Raw genomic sequence first — 18152 nt, 5'->3', positions numbered from 1 at the left:
GGCGAGTCTGGCGAATACTTGAAACGCGAGTGATGTATTTAGCTGCGCTGCGCAGCAACGACGACCACTTCGACGAGGCACTTCGGATTAGCAAGCTTCGCCTCGACAGTGGCACGCGGCGGCGTGTTGCCCTGCGCGACCCACTCGTCCCACGCGGCGTTCATGCCGGCGAAATGCACCATGTCCGAGATATAGATCTGCACCGACAGCAGCAGCGACTTGTCGCTGTTGACTTCACCGAGCAGGCGGTCGATGTGGCCGAGCACTTCGCGCGTCTGACCGACGATGTCCTGGTCAGTGTCTTCGGCAATCTGGCCAGCCAGATAAACCGTGCCGTTGTGCACAGCCGTTTCCGAAAGACGCTTGCCGACGTGGTGACGAATGACTGCCATGGAAATTCCTGTCCGTTGAGAATGAAAAAATACGACGCTGCGCAACGATGCGTGTTGCATCCACTCACGCGGGCAAACCCACTTTGGAGTTCTGCCCAACGCCGCCGCGCCAATCTCATATTATGACGCGTCAGCGCCGCCCCCGAGAAAGAACCGTTTCGCAATGTCGATCTGATCAGGAGAAAGGAACGCCGGCGCATGGCCCACCCCGGGGATTTCGACGCTCGACACGTTACGTCCCTTCTCTTTCATCTGCACGACGGTTTCGGGCGAGAGCAGATCCGATTGCGCGCCGCGCACGACGAGCACGGGGCCTTCAATGGCGGCGAAAGACTGCCACAGCGCCGCCTCGCCAAGCGCCACCATTTCAGGCGTGGTCTTCGTGAACGGCTCGGCGATGCGCGGATCGTAACGAAAGCGCCAGGCGCCATCACGCTCATGCACGAGCGGCGTATTGATCTCGCGCCACTCTTCCGGCGTCAACGGACCGAACGATTGCGCGAGCAGCGCGGCGTGATCGATTGCCTCCTGCTGCGTGGCAAACGACACAGGCTGCCCCAGATAACTGCCAATACGTTCGATCGCGCCAGGCTCTACATGCGGGCCGACATCGTTGACGATCATCTTGCGGATGGGCGAATCCTTCAACCCGGCGAACGCCATGCCGATCAGCCCGCCCATCGACGTGCCGAACCAGTCCACCGATTCCACGCCGAGCCGCGCGACGAGCGTGACCATGTCGCCCACGTACTGCGGGATCATGTAGTAACTGGGGTTGGCGAGCCACGAAGACAAGCCTCGCCCGACCACATCCGGGCACACCACGCGATACGTCGACGACAGCGCCACCGCGAGCCTGTCGAAATCGCGCCCCGAGCGCGTGAGGCCATGCACGCAGACCAGCACGCGCGGGTTGTCTGGCGCGCCCCATTCGGTGTACGCGATGCGGTGCAGGCCCGCAGGACTCGCGCATTGCACGTAGCGCTGACGGGGCGTGGCGGAATCGAGTGCGGGCGTAGCAGCGACAGACGTGGCGACAGGCGTGGCGGTCATCAGGATTCCCTCGATCGAAGTCAAGCGGCGTGCAACGCTGCACGGAACACGATCGATTCTAAACCGCTTCGCCGCCACGGCTCATCGGTCGAACGGCATAGGACAAAATCACAAACGCCAAAAAGAAAAACGGGTGCGACCTGCATCGCACCCGTTTCACGATCATCGAATCCAGCCAGACGCTGGACCGCGAAAATCAGCCCACAGCGCTCGTATCGAGCGGCGCACCCGTCTTCGCCTTGATCTCGTCGACGGTGACGCCGTCGGCCAGTTCGACCAGCTTCAGACCGCCATCGACCACGTCGATCACGCCCAGATCCGTGATGATGCGATCGACCACGCCCACGCCCGTCAGCGGCAGCGTGCATTCTTCGAGAATCTTGTGCTGGTCGCCCTTCGCGACGTGCTCCATCAGCACGACGACCTTCTTCACGCCCGCGACGAGGTCCATCGCGCCGCCCATGCCCTTGATCATCTTGCCGGGGATCATCCAGTTCGCCAGATCGCCCTTCTTGCTGATCTGCATGGCGCCGAGGATGGCCAGGTTGATGTGGCCGCCGCGGATCATCGCGAACGAATCGGCCGACGAGAAAATCGACGAGCCCGGCAGCGTCGTCACCGTCTGCTTGCCGGCGTTGATGAGATCGGCGTCCACTTCGTCTTCATACGGCGACGGGCCGATGCCGAGCAGGCCGTTTTCCGATTGCAGCCACACTTCCATGCCGGCCGGCACGTGGTTGGCGACGAGCGTCGGCAGGCCGATGCCCAGGTTCACATAGAAGCCGTCCTGCAGTTCCTGCGCCGCGCGCGCGGCCATCTGGTCACGATTCCAAGCCATGGTTATTCTCCTTTCGCGCGGACGATGCGTTGTTCAATGCGTTTTTCCGGGTTCGCGTTCAGCACGATGCGCTGCACGAAAATGCCCGGCGTGTGGATTGCGTCCGGATCGAGCTCGCCCGTCTCGACGATCTCCTCGACTTCCACCACCGTGATCTTGCCCGCCATCGCGCACATCGGGTTGAAGTTGCGCGCGGTGCGGCGATAGATCAGGTTGCCCGACTTGTCGGCCTTCCATGCCTTGACGAGCGCGACGTCGGCCGTCAGCGAGTGTTCGAGCACGTAATGGTTTTCGCCGAACTGACGCGTTTCCTTGCCGTCCGCGATGATCGTGCCGTAGCCCGTGTTCGTGAAGAACGCCGGAATGCCCGAGCCGCCCGCGCGCAGCTTTTCGGCCAGCGTGCCTTGCGGCGTGAATTCCAGTTCGAGTTCGCCCGCCAGATACTGGCGCTCGAATTCCTTGTTCTCGCCGACGTACGACGAGATCATTTTCTTGATCTGGCGCGTTTCCAGCAGCAGGCCGAGGCCGAAACCGTCGACACCCGCGTTGTTGCTGATGCAGGTGATGCCCTTGACGCCCGAATCGCGCAGCGACGCGATCAGCGCTTCGGGGATGCCGCACAATCCAAAGCCGCCGACGGCAAACGTCTGGCCGTCCTTGACGATGCCTTCGAGCGCGGCCGCCGCGCTTGCGTAGACTTTATTCATCAGTGTGTCCCTTCCTTGACTGGATTTCCGAAATACGGATTGGTGCGACGCCGTTCTTATGTCGACTGGGCGCTGCGGGCGAGGCCCGAAACGCCATTCTAGTCATCTGCGGCGAATGGTGGCGCGACTCGTGCAAAACCTTGCGAACAGGTGCTCGAGCACGCCAGCCGAGCATCTTGTGATGTGCCGAAAGGGTACGATGCGACGGCCTTGCGGCACAATACGCAAAAATACATAAGTATTCGTACCGCATCCCGTCGCCGCCTTCGCTGAATTCATGCCTGCTCTGGATTATCAAACCGCCTTTCACCTCGCGCCAATCGGCCTCGTGCTGTCGCGCGAACGGATCATCGAAGACTGCAACGACCAGCTGGCCGCGATCTTCGGCCGCTCGCGCGAGTCGTTGCTGGGACAATCGTTCGCCGTGCTGTATCCGTCGCCGGACGAGTTCGAGCGGATCGGCGCGCGCATTCCACCCATCATGACGGCGCAAGGCAGTTACGCCGACGACCGCATCATGAAGCGCGCGAATGGCGAGCTGTTCTGGTGCCACGTGACGGGCCGCTCGCTCGATCTGTCGATCCCGCACGCAGCGGGCGTCTGGACCTTCGAGGACCTGAGCGCGACGCGGCGGGTCGCCGTCGAACTGACGCCGCGCGAACGCGAAATTGCCGCGCAACTGGTAACGGGAAAAACGAGCAAGCAGATCGGGCGGATTCTCGACATCAGCTCGCGCACTGTCGATGTGTATCGCGCGCGGTTGATGCGCAAATACGGCACCGGGAACGCGACGGAACTGCTGCAGCGGCTGCTGGGGAACTGACTTCTGAAGCGTTTTGGCGCCGGCACGGAAGGCCGACGCGCGAGGTCTTCGCTATATGACGGAAGGCGTTCAGGCCTTCACGAGATGCGCGTGTTCGATCGTCGAGCGCAGCAGATCGGGAATCGGCACCGACTTGCCGGCCGCGTAATCGATCCATACGCATTTCGCATTGCCGCGTGCGTACAGCGTGTTCGGATCGTCGGCGCGGAACAGTTCGAAGCCGGTGTCGAAGCTGCTGCGGCCCGGCGTGCCGACCGTCATGCGGCCAATCACATCGCCCGGATAGTGCAGCTGCTTCAGAAACTCCATCGACGCATTGACGATCACGGGCCCTTGCCCTTCGCCATTGCCGCCGGCAATGCCCAGTTGCTCGAACCAGGAAATCCGCACCTGCTCCATGTAGCGGAAATAGACCGTGTTGTTCACATGGCCGAACGCGTCCATGTCGCCCCAACGGATCGGCATCGACATCTCAAAAACGGGGTGGTAATCACTCATTGCGCTCATTGCACTTCTTCTACGGTTTGAATCGGGAAAAACAGGATAGCCGGCGCCGCGCCCGCAGGCACGGCAGCCATGTTGGATCGTGCAACCTGCCGCGTGACGCGGACGTTGCACACGGCTGTCAATGATCGCGCGTTTCGCGATTTTCTGCTGTGAACACCGCGAAACGCCTGGCGGATCGGGTTACGACAGCCCGAAGCCGTCGTCGGCAGCAATCACCGAGCCGTTGATGAACTGCGATTCGTCAGCGGCCAGCAGCAGCAACAGCCCGTCGAGATCTTCCGGCTTGCCGACGCGATGTCGCGGCAGCATCGACACCAGTTTCTGCCCCTGATCGGTCGACCAGTGATGATGATTGATCTCGGTATCGATATAGCCCGGGCAGATCGCGTTCACATTGATGCCGTGGCGGCCCCATTCCTGCGCCATCGCTTTTGTCATATGCACGACGGCCGCCTTGCTCATCGAATAAAGCCCGATCTGCGGCAGCACCCGCAAGCCCGCCACCGACGCGATATTGATGATCCGGTACGGCGGCTTGTTCCCGCCGACGCCCCGCATGATCATCCGCTTGGCCACTTCCTGCGCGACGAAAAAGGCGCCGCGCGTGTTCGTGTCGAACACGTATTCGAAGTCGGCGGGCGTCACGTCGGTCAGCTTCTGCGTGGTCGAGACGCCCGAATTGTTGACGAGGATATCGATCGTGCCCGCCTCGGTCTCGGCGTGCGCGACGGCCGACTTGATGCTCTGGTAATCGGTCACGTCGAGCGACACGACCGCCGCCGCGCCGCCCGATGCCTCGATCTCGGCGCGCAATTCCTTCAGGCGTTCGATTCGTCGGCTTGCCAGCACGACCTTGGCGCCCGCCTGCGACAGCACCATGGCAAACCGCTTGCCGAGTCCACTCGAGGCGCCCGTAATCAGCGCGACCTTGCCTTCCAGATTGATCGAACGGCCCATTGTCGTTTTCCTTGGTACGTGGATGTGACGGGGACGGCCGGCCGGCGCGCAGCGCCTGACATCGGTTGAAATCCCAGTTCACAATAATAGAACGATCGTGCTAATCTTGCCTCATTGTGTTGCAGTGCAGGGATCGTTCAATGACAATACGATCCCGAAAAAAGCATTCTAACGGTAAGAGGAGCATCAATGACCCCCGCAAGTCTGATCGAGCAATTCGGCCCGCGCGAGTCGATGGAATATGACGTCGTGATCGTCGGCGGCGGCCCGGCGGGCCTGTCGGCGGCCATTCGCCTGAAGCAGCGTGCCGCGGAAAAAGGCGTCGAAATCGGCGTCTGCGTGCTCGAAAAAGGCTCGGAAATTGGGGCGCATATCCTCTCGGGCGCCGTGATGGACCCACGCGCCATCAACGAACTGATCCCGGACTGGAAGGAAAAAGGCGCGCCGCTGGACGTCGAGGTGACGGAAGACCGCTTCCTTTTCCTCAACGAAACGGGCGCGAAATCGGTGCCGAACTGGGCGCTGCCGGATAACTTCAAGAATCACGGCAACTATGTGATCTCGCTGGCGAATGTGACGCGGTGGCTGGGTCAGCAGGCCGAAGCGCTGGGCGTCGAGATTTTTCCGGGTTTTGCGGCGGCTGAAGTGCTCTACAACGACGACGGCTCGGTCAAGGGCGTCGCGACGGGCAATCTTGGCATCGGCAAGGACGGCGAGCCGACGGAAAACTTCCAGCTCGGCATGGAACTGCATGCCAAGTACACGCTGTTCTGCGAAGGCGCGCGCGGGCATCTGGGCCGTCAGCTGTCGGACACGTTCAAGCTGCGCGACGGCGCCGATCCGCAGGTCTACGGCATCGGCATCAAGGAACTGTGGGAAATCGATCCGTCGAAGCACAAGCCGGGGCTCGTGATCCACACGGCTGGCTGGCCGCTCGACTCGCAAACGTACGGCGGCTCGTTCCTGTATCACATCGACAACAATCAGGTGATGGTTGGTTTTGTGGTCGGTCTGGGCTACTCGAATCCGTATCTGTCGCCGTTTGAAGAGTTCCAGCGCTACAAGACGCATCCGGAAATCCGCAAGTTCCTCGAAGGCGGCAAACGCGTGTCGTACGGCGCGCGCGCGATCACGGCAGGTGGCCTGATGTCGCTGCCGAAGCTCGTTTTCCCGGGCGGCGCACTGGTTGGCGACGATGCGGGCTTCCTGAACGCATCGCGGATCAAGGGTTCGCACGCGGCGATCAAGACAGGCATGCTAGCCGCCGACGCCGCATTCGACGCCGTGCAGGCTGGTCGTAACAGCGATGAACTGACCGCGTATCCCGAGTCGTTCAAGACGTCGTGGCTGCACACCGAGCTTTACCGCGCGCGAAATTTCAAGCAGTGGATGAGCAAGGGCCTCTATCTCGGCACGCTGATGGTCGGTATCGAACAGAAGCTGATGGGCGGCAACGTGCCATGGACGCTGCATCACCAGCACTGGGACCATCAGATGCTGAAACCTGCGTCGCAGTGCAAGCCGATCGAGTATCCGAAGCCCGATGGCAAGCTGACGTTCGACCGGTTGTCGTCCGTGTTCATCTCGAACACGAACCACGAAGAGAATCAGCCGGCTCACCTGACGCTCAAGGATCCGACGGTGCCCGTGAAGGTGAACCTGCAGACGTACGCAGGCCCCGAAAGCCGCTACTGCCCCGCCGCAGTCTACGAGTTCGTGAAGAACGACGACGGCAGCGAACGCCTCGTGATCAATGCGCAGAACTGCGTGCACTGCAAAACCTGCGATATCAAGGATCCGACGCAGAACATCGTGTGGGTGACGCCTGAAGGCGGGGGCGGCCCGAACTATCCGAACATGTGATACTCGTCGCATCACCTGTAAAGCAGAACGCCGCTCGTTGAGCGGCGTTTTCGCTTGCAGGCCCGGCAATGCACGCCGGCCTACGCCGCCAGCGCTTCCAGCCGCGCGCGCACGCGTTCGAGCACGGGCGGCCAAGCACCAACTGACGGCTGACGAAACAGCTCGACCGTCTGATACCACGGCGTGCGCTCCGTCTCGTCGCCCCAGAACCACGCCGACACATGATCGAGCATCAGCCAGGTCGGCACGCCGAGCGCGCCCGCCAGATGCGCAGGACCGCTGTCGATGGTGACGAGCGCATCGAGATTCACGAGCAACGCGGCGACATCGTCGAAACCCCCGGTGAATTGCGGCGTCAGATCAGCGATGTCCATGCCTTGTCCGCGCCATTGCCCGACCGTCTGCTCACGCCCCGGCGAGATCGCGAAGAACGACACACCGGGCACGTCGAGAATCTGCGCGATCTCGCCAGCGGGGATCGAACGCCGCCGGTCGCGAATGTGATCGGGATTGCCGTTCCACACCAGCCCGACCTTTTTGTTTCCTGCCACGGTGACGGCCTCGACGCGATCACGCCACGCCGCTGCGAGCGTCGGATCGGCGCTCAGATACGGCCGCCCCCAGACAGAAGGATCGTTGATGCCAACGCGCAGCGGCAGGCTCATCAGCCCGCAGTGATAGTCGGGCTTCGTGTCGAGGCTCGTCTCAATCGTGACGCCATCGGGTAGCATGCGCTCAAACAGGTGCTGCATCGGCCCCGCGTAACCGAAGATCACGCGCCCGCCTTCGTGTTGCGCCCGTTCCGCAAGCAACGACAGAAAACGCACCGACCACAGACAGTCACCATTGCCCTGCTCACCATAGACGATGAGCGTCTTGCCCGCCAACGATTCACCGCGCCAGTTCGGACTGAGTGCCGACAGCGCGGCCCTCGCGGCGTTCGAATCGTGCGCAAAAGCGATGCGCGCCTCATAGTCGAGCCAGCCTTGCGCGTAACGGCCGGAGCGCACTTCCAGTTCCGACAGATCGAACAGCGCATGCGCGTTGTTCGGCGCTAGCTCGAGCACACGGCGCAGTAACGCTTCCGCTTCACCGACGCGGCCCTGCTCCTTGCTGCACAACGCGAGCTTGTGCAGCACGACGTGGTTGCCTGGCGCCGCGCGTGCGGCTTCGTGCAGCAGACGTTGTGCTTCCGCGAAATCGTCGCGATCCTGAGCGGCAGCCGCGCGCCAGACAAGTGCATTCGCGTCGTTCGCGTCACGCGCGAGCAGAAGTTCGGTGGAGGATTCGACGAGCGCCCAGTCGCGCAGAATGAAAGCCGTCTGCGCGATGTCGTGCAAAAGTCTCGCGTTGCAGTTCGCGTCGAGCCGGTACGCTCGCACAAGCGCATCGAGGGCTTCGCGCAGGCGCGCCTTGTCGCCGTTCGCGCCTTGTAACAGCGCGTTGCCGAGCGCGAACCAGTCGGTCGCGACGGCATCGGGTAGCGCCGTGCGCGCGCGCAGCGGCGCAAGCGGGTCGGCGGTGATCGGATCGTTATCGTTCATGTTGACCGCCGCATCGAAAACAGGCGAACCCGCCGGATGGCATTCGACCTTACGGTGCGCTGGCAGCGATCTTCGGCGTATCGACAGCAACGTCGCCGCATTGCGCGCGGTGGCGCAGCGCGTGATCGATCAGCACGAGCGCGAGCATCGCTTCGGCGATCGGCGTTGCGCGAATGCCGACGCACGGATCGTGACGTCCGAACGTTTCGACGACAGCCGGCTGGCCGTTCTTGTCGATCGAACGGCGCGGCGTACGGATACTCGAAGTCGGTTTGATCGCGATCGATACCGTGATGTCCTGCCCCGTCGAAATGCCGCCGAGCACGCCGCCCGCATGATTGCCGACGAAGCCTTCCGGCGTCAGTTCGTCGCCATGCACGGAACCGCGCTGCCGCACGCTTTCGAAACCCGCGCCGATCTCGACACCCTTCACCGCGTTGATGCCCATCATGGCGTGCGCGATATCGGCGTCGATCCGGTCGAACAGCGGCTCACCAAGACCCACCGGCACGCCCGAAGCGACCACGTTGATACGCGCACCGATCGAGTCGCCGTCCTTGCGCAGCGCGTCCATATATTCTTCGAGCTGCGGCACGATATCCGCATTCGGCACGAAGAACGGGTTCTCGCGCACCTGTTGCCAGTCGACGAACGGCACGTCGATCTCGCCGAGCGCCGCCATATAGCCGCGCACTTCCGTGCCGAACTTCTCGCGCAGCCATTTCTTGGCGACGGCGCCCGCTGCCACCGTCGGCGCCGTCAGTCGTGCGGATGAACGCCCGCCGCCGCGATAGTCGCGAATGCCGTATTTTTGCCAGTAGGTGTAGTCCGCGTGACCGGGACGGAACGTGTCGGCGATGTTGCCGTAGTCCTTGCTGCGCTGGTCGGTGTTGCGGATCAAAAGCGCGATGGGCGCGCCCGTCGTCTTGCCCTCGAACGTGCCCGAGAGAATCTCGACCTTGTCCTCTTCCTGGCGCTGCGTCACGTGGCGCGACGTGCCGGGCCGGCGGCGATCGAGTTCGAACTGGATGTCGGCTTCGACGAGCGACATGCCCGGCGGGCAGCCGTCGATTACACAGCCGATAGCCGGGCCGTGAGATTCGCCGAAGGTCGTGACTGTGAAGAGCGTACCGAGGGTATTGCCGGACATGGGCGTCGTCCAAAGAAATGCGGGGAGAACGTCATTATGCCAGCCCGGCCGCACTGGCGTGGCGCGCGGCGGGCCGGCCGGAGGTGATAGGACGGATGGACGAAGCGTCGCGCCCTCTGCAGACCGGCGAGCGCGGGCCGCGTCACTTTCGTGCGCCGCGCAGTTCCGTCACGATTTGTTGCAGGTGTTCCGGCGACGCGTCGCCCGGTTCGAGCGGCTCGCCGACCGCCAGTGTCAGTCGGCTCATCACGCCCTTCTGGAGCGGCCGGGGAAAGCGCGCATCCGTGTTGCGCGACCAGTAGCTGCCCCACAGGCCGCGCAGCGCCATCGGCACGACGGGCGCGGGCTTGCGCTGAAGAATCTCCGTCACGCCGTGGCGAAACGGATTCATCTCGCCGGTTTTCGTCAGCTTGCCTTCGGGAAAAATACAGACGAGATCGCCTTCGTCGAGTGCTTTCGCGCAGCTGTCGTAGGCGCGCTTCAGTAGTTCGGCGTCTTCGTGCGCGGGCGCAATCGGAATCGCCTTGGCGTGTCTGAAGAGCCAACCCACGAATGGCGTGCGGAAAATCCGGTGGTCCATCACGAAGCGGATCGGCCGCGGGCTCTCTGCCATGATCACGATCGCGTCGACAAAGCTCACGTGATTGCACACCAGTACGGCCGCGCCCTCTTCCGGAATACGCTCGGCGTGCACGAGGCGGATCCGGTAGAACGTGTGCACGAGCAGCCACGCGACGAAGCGCAGCAGGAACTCGGGCACGAGCGAATAGATGTAGACGGCCACGACCACGTTGAGCAGCGCCGTGACGAGAAACAGCCCCGGAATGCCCACACCCGCCGACGTCAGCGCGACAGCCATCAGCGCCGACACGATCATGAACAGCGAGTTGAGGATATTGTTCGCCGCGATGATCCGCGCGCGATGGCTCGGCTGGCTGCGGCTCTGGATCAGCGCGTAGAGCGGCACGCTGTAGAACCCGCCGAACATGGCGAGCAGGAACAGGTCAGCCAGCACGCGCCAGTGCGCGGGCAACGCCATGAATTCGCCGACCGTCTGCAGATGTCCCACGCCCGGCAGCGAGTGGCTCGCGAAAAACAGATCGATCGCGAACACGCTAATGCCGATCGAACCGAGCGGCACAAGCCCAATCTCGATGCGCTTCTTCGACAGCCGCTCGCACAGCAGCGAGCCCGTGCCGATGCCGATCGAAAACGTCGCGAGCAGCACCGTCACGACGTCGGGATTGGCGGACAGCACCTCTTTCGCGAAGCGAAAGAAGGACGAGAGAAACGTCGCGCCGACGAACCACAACCAGGAAATGCCGAGCAGGCTCAGAAACACCGTCCGGTTCTGATGCGCGAGTTTCAGATTGCGCCAGGTTTCGCTAACCGGATTCCAGTTGATGCGCAGGTCGGGTTGAGACGGCGTCGACGGCGGCACGAAGCCCGACGCTGCACGCCCGATCAGCGCGATCGCCACGCAACTGAACGCGAGGATTGTCGCGCCATGCACGTTCGAGCCCGCGGCCGCCCCGCCCAGAATCGTGCCGAGCAGAATCGCGACGAACGTGCCCATTTCGACCATGCCGTTGCCGCCCACCAGTTCCGACTTTTCCAGATGCTGCGGCAAATATGCGTATTTGACGGGACCGAACACTGTCGAATGGACGCCCATCAGGAACGTGCAGAGATACAGCAGCGTGGCATTGTGCAGCCAGAAACCCGCGCCGCCGACCAGCATCACGCCGATCTCGAACGTCTTCACGAAGCGCGTGAGCATCGCCTTGTCGTACTTGTCGGCGACCTGGCCGGAGGTCGCCGAGAACAGGACGAAGGGCAGAATGAAGATCGCGGAAATCAGAAAGGCGGCGGTATCCGCGTTGACGCCTGAGAAGCGCGCGGCCTGAAACGTGACGAGCGACGTGAAGCCGATCTTGAACACGTTGTCGTTCATCGCGCCGAGGAACTGCGTCCAGAAGAACGGCGCAAAACGGCGCTCGCGCAGCAGACGGAACTGCGAGCCGTGCTCGCGCTCGGTGCGCCTTGCGCGTTGGGCAGCAGACAACGGACGGTCGCTCATGGGCACGTTGATATCAGGCAGGTTCCGCCCGGCTTCACAGCCGCTTTGCCGGGCGCCGGATCGCGGGATCGGCGGACATAAAAAAAGCGCTCGCTGGTTGCGCGCGCTTCGAGGATGGTGCGTTCATGCAGATGCGGCATGCCGGCAGGTTTCGCCCGGAAACGGGAGTCGTAAGCCGGCAGCGAGCCGCGCTCAGCGCGACGGCTGCTCCTGCTGCGGCTCGTCTTCGGCGGGCCAGTCGCGGATGTAGGCTTTCAGCATCCGGTTCTCGAAACCCTGCTCTTCGACGACGGCCTTCGCCACGTCGTAGAACGAAATCACGCCCATCAGCTTGCGGCTTTCCATCACGGGCAGATAGCGCACGTGATGCTCGAGCATCATGCGGCGCACTTCGTTGACGTCCGTTTCGGGCGTGCAGGTGAGCGGGTGGTCGTCCATGACCTTGCGGATCGTGCTGCCGCCGACGCTGCCGCCGTTCTTGCTCAGCACGAGAATGATTTCGCGGAAGGTCAGCATGCCGACCAGATCGCCGTACTCCATCACGACCAGCGAGCCGATATCGTGCTCGGCCATCGTGATGACAGCCTCACTGAGCGGGCTGTCGGGCGTCACCGTAAACAGCGTGTTGCCCTTGAGCTTGAGAATGTCGCTAACGCGCATGATTTGTCTCCTGTCGACGGGAGTTGGCGTTGAGCGCCCTACTCTGCGTCCCATGCAATCTGGTTGCGGATGAAGCCTTCTAAAGCACGAAAAAAGCACAAAAAGGCATGACTGACTTTCGATCCTAGCGGAAAGGCCTGCAAAAAGGAAGCGCACAGGCGCCCCAGATCGCGCGCCAGCGAACGTCCGGCGGCCAATGCCCGCGGGCCTGACAGCGACGCCCGCGGACCCGCCGCGACGCCTGCGCGTACGAACTCATCCGGGCGAAAACGGAGTGGATCGCGTGCCCCGCGATGATACGATGGCCGCCACTCCCACCTTTGCCGGGCTGCCTTGGCCTGGCCGCCTACGATGTCCGCCAACCGTTTCGACACGCTTGCGCTGCACGCGGGCGCCGCCCCCGACCCTGCAACGGGCGCGCGCGCGACACCCATCTACCAGACGACGTCGTTCACGTTCCGCGACTCCGACCACGCCGCCGCGCTCTTCAATATGGAGCGCGCGGGCCATGTGTACTCGCGCATTTCGAACCCGACCGTGGCCGTGTTCGAAGAGCGCGTAGCCGCGCTCGAAAACGGCGCGGGCGCGATCGGCACGGCGAGCGGCCAGGCCGCGCTGCATCTGGCCATCGCAACGCTGATGGGCGCGGGCTCGCACATCGTCGCGTCGGGCGCGCTGTACGGCGGCTCGCACAACCTGCTCAACTACACGCTGCGCCGCTTCGGCATCGAAACGACCTTTGTGAAGCCGGGCGATATCGACGCGTGGCGCGCGGCGCTGCGCCCCAACACGAAGCTGCTGTTCGGCGAGACGCTCGGCAATCCAGGCCTCGACGTGCTCGACATCGCGACCATCGCGCAGATCGCGCACGAGCACCGCGTGCCGCTGCTGGTCGATTCGACTTTTACGACGCCGTATCTGCTCAAGCCGTTCGACCACGGCGCGGACTTCGTCTACCACTCGGCGACCAAATTTCTCGGCGGCCACGGCACGACGATCGGCGGCGTACTCGTCGACGGCGGCACGTTCGATTTCGACGCATCGGGCCGCTTCCCCGAATTCACCGAGCCGTACGAAGGCTTTCACGGCATGGTGTTCGCCGAGGAAAGCACCGTCGCGCCGTTCCTGCTGCGCGCCCGCCGCGAAGGCTTGCGCGATTTCGGCGCGTGCCTGCATCCACAAGCGGCGTGGCAACTGCTGCAAGGCATCGAGACGCTGCCGCTGCGCATGGAGCGCCACGTCGCGAACACACGCAAGGTGGTCGAATTCCTCGTCGCCCATGCCGCCGTCGAGTCGGTCGCGTATCCCGATCTGCCGACGCATCCGGACCACGCGCTCGCCCAGCGCCTGCTGCCGCGCGGCGCGGGCGCCGTGTTCAGCTTCAATCTGCGCGGCGACCGCGCCGCCGGCCGCGCGTTCATCGAAGCGCTGTCGCTGTTTTCGCATCTGGCGAATGTCGGCGACGCGCGCTCGCTGGTCATTCATCCGGCATCGACGACGCACTTCCGCATGGATGCCGCCGCGCTCGCCGCAGCCGGCATCGCGGAAGGCACGATCCGGCTTTCGATCGGCCTTGAAGACCCCGACGATCTGATCGATGACCTCAAGCGTGCGCTGAAGGCCGCGCAGAAATCCGCGGGCGGCGGATCACAGCAATCCGCTGCAAAGCCCGCCGATGCCGCGCGCAAGGAGTCCGCATGATCGTCGACGTCAACGGCAAACCGGCCTATGTCTACACGGGCGGCAAGGCGTTCGATGCCGCGTTGCCCACCGCCGTTTTCATTCACGGCGCCGAGCACGATCACAGCGTCTGGGCCCTGCAGACACGCTATTTTGCGCATCACGGCTTCGGGGTGCTGGCAGTCGACCTGCCGGGCCACCACCGCAGCGCTGGCCCCGCGCTGACCAGCGTCGGCGCGATGGCCGACTGGCTCGCCGCGTTGCTCGACGCAGTGGGCGTGGCGCGCGCGTTCGTCGCCGGCCACAGCATGGGCTCGCTCATCGCGCTCGACTTCGCGGCCCGCTACCCGGCGCGCGCGACGCACCTCGCGCTGCTCGCGACAGCCGTACCGATGGCTGTCTCCGACACGCTGCTCGACGCCGCCCGTGAGCGCGAGCCGGAGGCCATCGACATGGTCAACCAGTGGTCGCATTCGACGCTCGCCGCCAAACCATCCTGCCCCGCGCCCGGCTTCTGGCTGCACGGGATGAACCAGCGGCTGATGGAGCGCATCTCGGCAACCGGCGAACCGCAACTCTTTCACACCGATTTCAGCGCCTGCAACGCGTACACGGATGGCCTCGCGCGCGCCGCTAACGTGAGCTGCCCGACGCGCCTGATCGTCGGCAAACGCGACATGATGACGCCGCCACGCGCGGCCAAAGCGCTCGCCGACGCGCTGCGCAGTGCCGGCGTACCCGTCGACACGATCACGCTCGATGCGGGTCACGCGCTGATGTCTGAACAGCCCGACGCCACGCTCGACGCGCTCTACGCGTTCGCTAAAACCCACGCCGCGAATCGCTCACAGCCGTCACTTTAAGCGCGGCGAAAAGCGCGCACCATATGCCGGATGGCCAGGTTGCGCGCGTCTGCCGATAGCAGCACAATGAATCCATGCCTGAGCGGTTTCGGCCCGCGCCACGGCGCTCACGCAGGCAGGCAATGGAGGCGATCATGAGCCATCAGACCACGCACGACGAACATTTCGCCAGCTTCGCGGAGTTCTATCCGTACTATCTGACCGAGCATCGCAACGCGGTGTCGCGGAGGTTGCATTTCATCGGATCGCTGGGAGTGATCGGCTTTGTCGCGATGGCGCTCGCGACGGGCGACTGGTGGTGGCTGCCAGCCGCCGTGGTATGCGGTTACGGCTTCGCGTGGGTTGGCCATTTCTTCTTCGAGAAGAACAAACCGGCCACCTTCCGGCATCCCATCTATAGCCTGATGGGCGACTGGGTGATGTTCAAGGACATCTGCACGGGGCGTATTTCGTTATAGGCCGCACGCTGTGGGATAGGATTCGAACGCCATGGCGGCCGGATGCAAGCTCAGGCCGTCTGCTGGGGCAACGCAGTCCCGCCTTCCACCCCTGCCGGATCCTGCTGCCCTGCACCGCGCGCAACGGCACGCGCCGCCAGCAGACTCGCCAGACTCACCTTGAGCGCGTCATTGTCGAGCGCACCGAGCAGCGTCGCGCTATCCACGCGCGTCGAGTCGAGATTCAGCTGATACGCGAGTTCGTCGCGATCGATCACGAACAGCTTGAAAAGGCGCTCGACCGTGATCTGGCTGGGGTTGGCCAGCAGCAAAAAGCGCGGGCGCTGACCGTTTTCGTCGAGTTGCACGATCCAGTCGATGGCTTCGAGCTGCTGCAGCAGGCGCACCGTCGTTTCCATGTCCCGGCGCAACGCACGCGCAAGCTCCTGCACCGTATAACCGTGCGTGCCCGCATCGCGTGCTTCGACAAGCCGCGCGAGCAGTTCGAGCGAGTCGAGCAGATCGCTGCCCGGAAAATCCGGCCGGTGAAATTGCCCCGTGCGTATCGCGGGCAGCGCCGACGCGATCATCGCGCCCGCCAGCGTGATGAACCAGCTGAGATACATCCACAGCAGAAAGAGCGGCACGACGGCGAATGCGCCGTACACGGCCGTATAGGTCGGAATACGCCGGATGTAGAAGCCAAAGCCGCGCTTGGCCAGTTCGAACGCAATCGCTGCCGTTACGCCGCCGACGATTGCATCGCGCCATTCCACGCGGCAATTCGGCACGAACACATACATCAGCGTGAAGGCGAGCACCGTCAACGGCAACGCGGCGCCCGCCAGCGCCCAGTCGATCAGCGGTGTGATGCGCTGCGCGGCCGTGTACGTCATGGACTGCGTGAACATATACGACGAGAGCGACAGGCTCACGCCGATCAGGATCGGCCCGAGCGTCAGGATCGACCAGTAGACCAGTACGCGCTGCGCGAACGGCCGCGCCTTGCGCACGCGCCAGATCACGTTGAACGCGGATTCGATCGTCATCATCGTCATCACCGACGTGACGAACAGGATGATCATGCCGACGGTAGTCAGCCCTTTCGCTTTCGATGCGAACTGGTTCAGGTATTTGAAGATCTGGCTGCTGACCTGATCGGGCATCAGGTGGTCGGCGAGGAAGGTCTGCAGCGACACCTGGAACTGCGCGAAGATCGGGAACGCAGTGAACAGCGCAAACGCGACCGTTGCGAGCGGCACTAGCGACAACATCGTCGTGAACGTGAGACTGCCCGCCACCTGCGGAACGCGATCTTCGCCGCTGCGCTTCGCGGCGAATTCCGCGAGACGCTTGAGCGTGTCGAGATCGACTCGCAACCTGGACAACAAACCGACCTCCTTCACTTCAGTGCACGCGCCAGCATCGAGCGCGCCGACAATCTCGCGGCACCGCCAGCGAACCCACCCCTATAATACCCGTTCACTGCCCTTGCCTATGAAAGACATTCTCGTGCTTTACTACAGCCGGCACGGTGCCACGCGCGAACTCGCGCTGGCCATCGCGCACGGCGTCGACAGCGTTCCCGGCATGCAGGCGCGCGTGCGCACGGTGCCGCCCGTTTCGACGGTCTGCGAAGCCACGCAGCCCGACATTCCCGCCGAAGGCCCGCCCTACGCGGAACTACGCGATCTCGAAGAGTGCGCGGGCCTCGCACTCGGTTCGCCGACCCGCTTCGGCAACATGGCCGCCTCACTGAAGTATTTCCTCGATGGCACCACGCCGCAGTGGCTCTCGGGCGCGCTCGCGGGCAAGCCGGCCTGCGTGTTCACGTCGACAGGCAGCCTGCATGGCGGCCAGGAATCGACGCTGCTGTCGATGATGCTGCCGCTTCTGCATCACGGCATGCTGATCCTCGGCATCCCCTACACCGAAAGCACGCTGACGACCACGCAAACCGGCGGCACGCCCTACGGCGCGTCGCACTTTGCGCGCGCGGACTCGGCCGGACACGGCATTTCCGCCGACGAGAAAACGCTCGCCATTGCACTCGGCGCACGGATCGCGCGCACGGCCGCTTCGATGAGCGAACGCCCATGACCCCAGAGCGCAACGCAGTTTCCCGTGATGGCGTGCAGGGCAACCGCGCGGCCGCTGCGGGTGCGCTGCTTGCGCTCGTTGCACTGATTGCGCTGTGTATCGCGTGGGAGTGGCAGTTGGCTCCATTGCGCGCGGGCGGCTCGCTGCTCGTGCTGAAAGCCGTGCCGCTACTGCTCGCGCTGCCCGGCGTGTGGCGCAAGCGGCTGTACACGCTGCAGTGGGCGTCGATGCTGAGCCTGCTGTATCTGATGGAAGGCATCGTGCGCGGCATGTCCGATCGCGGCCTGAGTGCGCAACTCGGCTGGTGCGAAGTGGCGCTTTCTGCGGTGTTCTTCGTCTGCGCGCTCGTCTATGTCGCGCCGTTCAAGCGCGCGGCGAAGCGTCAGGCGCGCCATGAAAACGGCGCGGCCAGCGGCCCCGTCTGAACGCAAGATCATGCGCAGTGCAGCCACAGCCCCGGCCGCGCCGTGCATCGAGAGCAGCATCCTGTATCAACCG

General features: G+C 63.7%; 18 protein-coding genes. 7 read left to right on the top strand and 11 right to left on the bottom strand.

The features are described 5' to 3' along the window. Window positions 1–38: 38 nt before the first annotated feature. From G3O01_RS17780 to G3O01_RS17765, 4 genes are all read right to left on the bottom strand, one after another. On the bottom strand, window positions 39–392 hold the full coding sequence (locus tag G3O01_RS17780; RefSeq protein ID WP_035990403.1) for a RidA family protein: 354 nt from the start codon (window positions 390–392) through the stop codon (window positions 39–41). A gap of 120 nt (window positions 393–512) precedes the next feature. Further along, window positions 513–1445 carry an alpha/beta hydrolase gene (locus G3O01_RS17775; protein ID WP_205806461.1) on the bottom strand — a complete coding sequence of 311 codons (933 nt, stop codon included), beginning with the start codon at window positions 1443–1445 and terminating at the stop codon, window positions 513–515. A gap of 196 nt (window positions 1446–1641) precedes the next feature. Next, window positions 1642–2283 (bottom strand): CoA transferase subunit B, encoded by a 642-nt coding sequence (locus G3O01_RS17770; protein ID WP_007585459.1) that lies wholly within the window; start codon window positions 2281–2283, stop codon window positions 1642–1644. 2 nt (window positions 2284–2285) lie between these two features. After that, entirely contained in the window at window positions 2286–2990 is a 705-nt protein-coding gene (locus G3O01_RS17765; RefSeq protein WP_205806460.1) for a CoA transferase subunit A, read from the bottom strand. 277 nt (window positions 2991–3267) lie between these two features. Here G3O01_RS17765 and G3O01_RS17760 point away from each other — a divergent pair, with 277 nt between their 5' ends. Then, window positions 3268–3813, top strand: coding sequence for a PAS and helix-turn-helix domain-containing protein (locus tag G3O01_RS17760; protein ID WP_205806459.1), 546 nt, complete (start codon window positions 3268–3270; stop codon window positions 3811–3813). Window positions 3814–3882: 69 nt separating this feature from the next. Here the strand turns inward: G3O01_RS17760 and G3O01_RS17755 are convergent, their stop codons facing one another. Both G3O01_RS17755 and G3O01_RS17750 read right to left on the bottom strand, forming a co-directional pair. Next, complete coding sequence (locus G3O01_RS17755; protein ID WP_109480101.1) at window positions 3883–4311, bottom strand: thioesterase family protein; 429 nt, start codon at window positions 4309–4311, stop codon at window positions 3883–3885. Between the two features lie 189 nt (window positions 4312–4500). Next, complete coding sequence (locus tag G3O01_RS17750; protein ID WP_205806458.1) at window positions 4501–5277, bottom strand: SDR family oxidoreductase; 777 nt, start codon at window positions 5275–5277, stop codon at window positions 4501–4503. A 189-nt stretch (window positions 5278–5466) separates the two neighbouring features. Here G3O01_RS17750 and G3O01_RS17745 point away from each other — a divergent pair, with 189 nt between their 5' ends. Beyond that, the gene (locus G3O01_RS17745; protein WP_205806457.1) at window positions 5467–7140 is read left to right on the top strand and encodes an electron transfer flavoprotein-ubiquinone oxidoreductase; all 1674 of its coding nucleotides are present in this window, start codon (window positions 5467–5469) and stop codon (window positions 7138–7140) included. Window positions 7141–7220: 80 nt separating this feature from the next. Here the strand turns inward: G3O01_RS17745 and G3O01_RS17740 are convergent, their stop codons facing one another. The 4 genes from G3O01_RS17740 to G3O01_RS17725 form a co-directional block, all read right to left on the bottom strand. Beyond that, window positions 7221–8684 carry a tetratricopeptide repeat protein gene (locus tag G3O01_RS17740; protein WP_205806456.1) on the bottom strand — a complete coding sequence of 488 codons (1464 nt, stop codon included), beginning with the start codon at window positions 8682–8684 and terminating at the stop codon, window positions 7221–7223. A gap of 49 nt (window positions 8685–8733) precedes the next feature. Then, window positions 8734–9834, bottom strand: coding sequence for a chorismate synthase (gene aroC, locus G3O01_RS17735; RefSeq protein WP_205806455.1), 1101 nt, complete (start codon window positions 9832–9834; stop codon window positions 8734–8736). 142 nt (window positions 9835–9976) lie between these two features. Next, entirely contained in the window at window positions 9977–11914 is a 1938-nt protein-coding gene (locus tag G3O01_RS17730) for an MFS transporter (RefSeq protein ID WP_205806454.1), read from the bottom strand. 192 nt (window positions 11915–12106) lie between these two features. Further along, window positions 12107–12574, bottom strand: a complete 468-nt coding sequence (locus tag G3O01_RS17725) for a CBS domain-containing protein (RefSeq protein WP_205806453.1) — start codon at window positions 12572–12574, stop codon at window positions 12107–12109. Window positions 12575–12925: 351 nt separating this feature from the next. On the opposite strand from G3O01_RS17725, the gene G3O01_RS17720 reads away from it, so the two are divergent. From G3O01_RS17720 to G3O01_RS17710, 3 genes are all read left to right on the top strand, one after another. After that, a complete protein-coding gene (locus G3O01_RS17720; protein WP_205806452.1) occupies window positions 12926–14275 on the top strand; it encodes an O-acetylhomoserine aminocarboxypropyltransferase in 1350 nt (449 codons plus the stop codon). Then, a complete protein-coding gene (locus G3O01_RS17715) occupies window positions 14272–15117 on the top strand; it encodes an alpha/beta hydrolase (protein WP_205806451.1) in 846 nt (281 codons plus the stop codon). Before G3O01_RS17720 ends, G3O01_RS17715 begins: the two co-directional genes overlap by 4 nt. Before the next feature lie 134 nt (window positions 15118–15251). Beyond that, a complete protein-coding gene (locus G3O01_RS17710; RefSeq protein ID WP_205806450.1) occupies window positions 15252–15575 on the top strand; it encodes an Mpo1-like protein in 324 nt (107 codons plus the stop codon). 50 nt (window positions 15576–15625) lie between these two features. On the opposite strand, the gene G3O01_RS17705 is transcribed toward G3O01_RS17710, so the two are convergent. Then, on the bottom strand, window positions 15626–16945 hold the full coding sequence (locus G3O01_RS17705) for a YihY family inner membrane protein (RefSeq protein WP_205806449.1): 1320 nt from the start codon (window positions 16943–16945) through the stop codon (window positions 15626–15628). 106 nt (window positions 16946–17051) lie between these two features. Here G3O01_RS17705 and wrbA point away from each other — a divergent pair, with 106 nt between their 5' ends. After that, window positions 17052–17654 (top strand): NAD(P)H:quinone oxidoreductase, encoded by a 603-nt coding sequence (wrbA, locus tag G3O01_RS17700; RefSeq protein ID WP_205806448.1) that lies wholly within the window; start codon window positions 17052–17054, stop codon window positions 17652–17654. After that, a complete protein-coding gene (locus G3O01_RS17695) occupies window positions 17651–18079 on the top strand; it encodes a DUF2069 domain-containing protein (protein ID WP_205806447.1) in 429 nt (142 codons plus the stop codon). Before wrbA ends, G3O01_RS17695 begins: the two co-directional genes overlap by 4 nt. Window positions 18080–18152 lie beyond the last annotated feature (73 nt).

It is taken from the genome of Burkholderia sp. Ac-20365 (genome assembly GCF_017104715.1).
Classification (GTDB): Bacteria; Pseudomonadota; Gammaproteobacteria; order Burkholderiales; family Burkholderiaceae; genus Paraburkholderia.
This window is presented reverse-complemented; position numbering and strand designations above follow the sequence as displayed.

What these genes read in the sequence shown, in the direction of transcription:
- G3O01_RS17720 (WP_205806452.1), top strand. Translation starts at nt 12,926, where the DNA reads ATGTCCGCCAACCGTTTCGACACGCTTGCGCTGCACGCGGGCGCCGCC.
- G3O01_RS17750 (WP_205806458.1), bottom strand. Translation starts at nt 5,277, where the DNA reads ATGGGCCGTTCGATCAATCTGGAAGGCAAGGTCGCGCTGATTACGGGC.
- G3O01_RS17740 (WP_205806456.1), bottom strand. Translation starts at nt 8,684, where the DNA reads ATGAACGATAACGATCCGATCACCGCCGACCCGCTTGCGCCGCTGCGC.
- wrbA (WP_205806448.1), top strand. Translation starts at nt 17,052, where the DNA reads ATGAAAGACATTCTCGTGCTTTACTACAGCCGGCACGGTGCCACGCGC.
- G3O01_RS17755 (WP_109480101.1), bottom strand. Translation starts at nt 4,311, where the DNA reads ATGAGTGATTACCACCCCGTTTTTGAGATGTCGATGCCGATCCGTTGG.
- G3O01_RS17710 (WP_205806450.1), top strand. Translation starts at nt 15,252, where the DNA reads ATGAGCCATCAGACCACGCACGACGAACATTTCGCCAGCTTCGCGGAG.
- G3O01_RS17765 (WP_205806460.1), bottom strand. Translation starts at nt 2,990, where the DNA reads ATGAATAAAGTCTACGCAAGCGCGGCGGCCGCGCTCGAAGGCATCGTC.
- G3O01_RS17725 (WP_205806453.1), bottom strand. Translation starts at nt 12,574, where the DNA reads ATGCGCGTTAGCGACATTCTCAAGCTCAAGGGCAACACGCTGTTTACG.
- G3O01_RS17730 (WP_205806454.1), bottom strand. Translation starts at nt 11,914, where the DNA reads ATGAGCGACCGTCCGTTGTCTGCTGCCCAACGCGCAAGGCGCACCGAG.
- G3O01_RS17775 (WP_205806461.1), bottom strand. Translation starts at nt 1,445, where the DNA reads ATGACCGCCACGCCTGTCGCCACGTCTGTCGCTGCTACGCCCGCACTC.
- G3O01_RS17745 (WP_205806457.1), top strand. Translation starts at nt 5,467, where the DNA reads ATGACCCCCGCAAGTCTGATCGAGCAATTCGGCCCGCGCGAGTCGATG.
- aroC (WP_205806455.1), bottom strand. Translation starts at nt 9,834, where the DNA reads ATGTCCGGCAATACCCTCGGTACGCTCTTCACAGTCACGACCTTCGGC.
- G3O01_RS17695 (WP_205806447.1), top strand. Translation starts at nt 17,651, where the DNA reads ATGACCCCAGAGCGCAACGCAGTTTCCCGTGATGGCGTGCAGGGCAAC.
- G3O01_RS17780 (WP_035990403.1), bottom strand. Translation starts at nt 392, where the DNA reads ATGGCAGTCATTCGTCACCACGTCGGCAAGCGTCTTTCGGAAACGGCT.
- G3O01_RS17715 (WP_205806451.1), top strand. Translation starts at nt 14,272, where the DNA reads ATGATCGTCGACGTCAACGGCAAACCGGCCTATGTCTACACGGGCGGC.
- G3O01_RS17770 (WP_007585459.1), bottom strand. Translation starts at nt 2,283, where the DNA reads ATGGCTTGGAATCGTGACCAGATGGCCGCGCGCGCGGCGCAGGAACTG.
- G3O01_RS17760 (WP_205806459.1), top strand. Translation starts at nt 3,268, where the DNA reads ATGCCTGCTCTGGATTATCAAACCGCCTTTCACCTCGCGCCAATCGGC.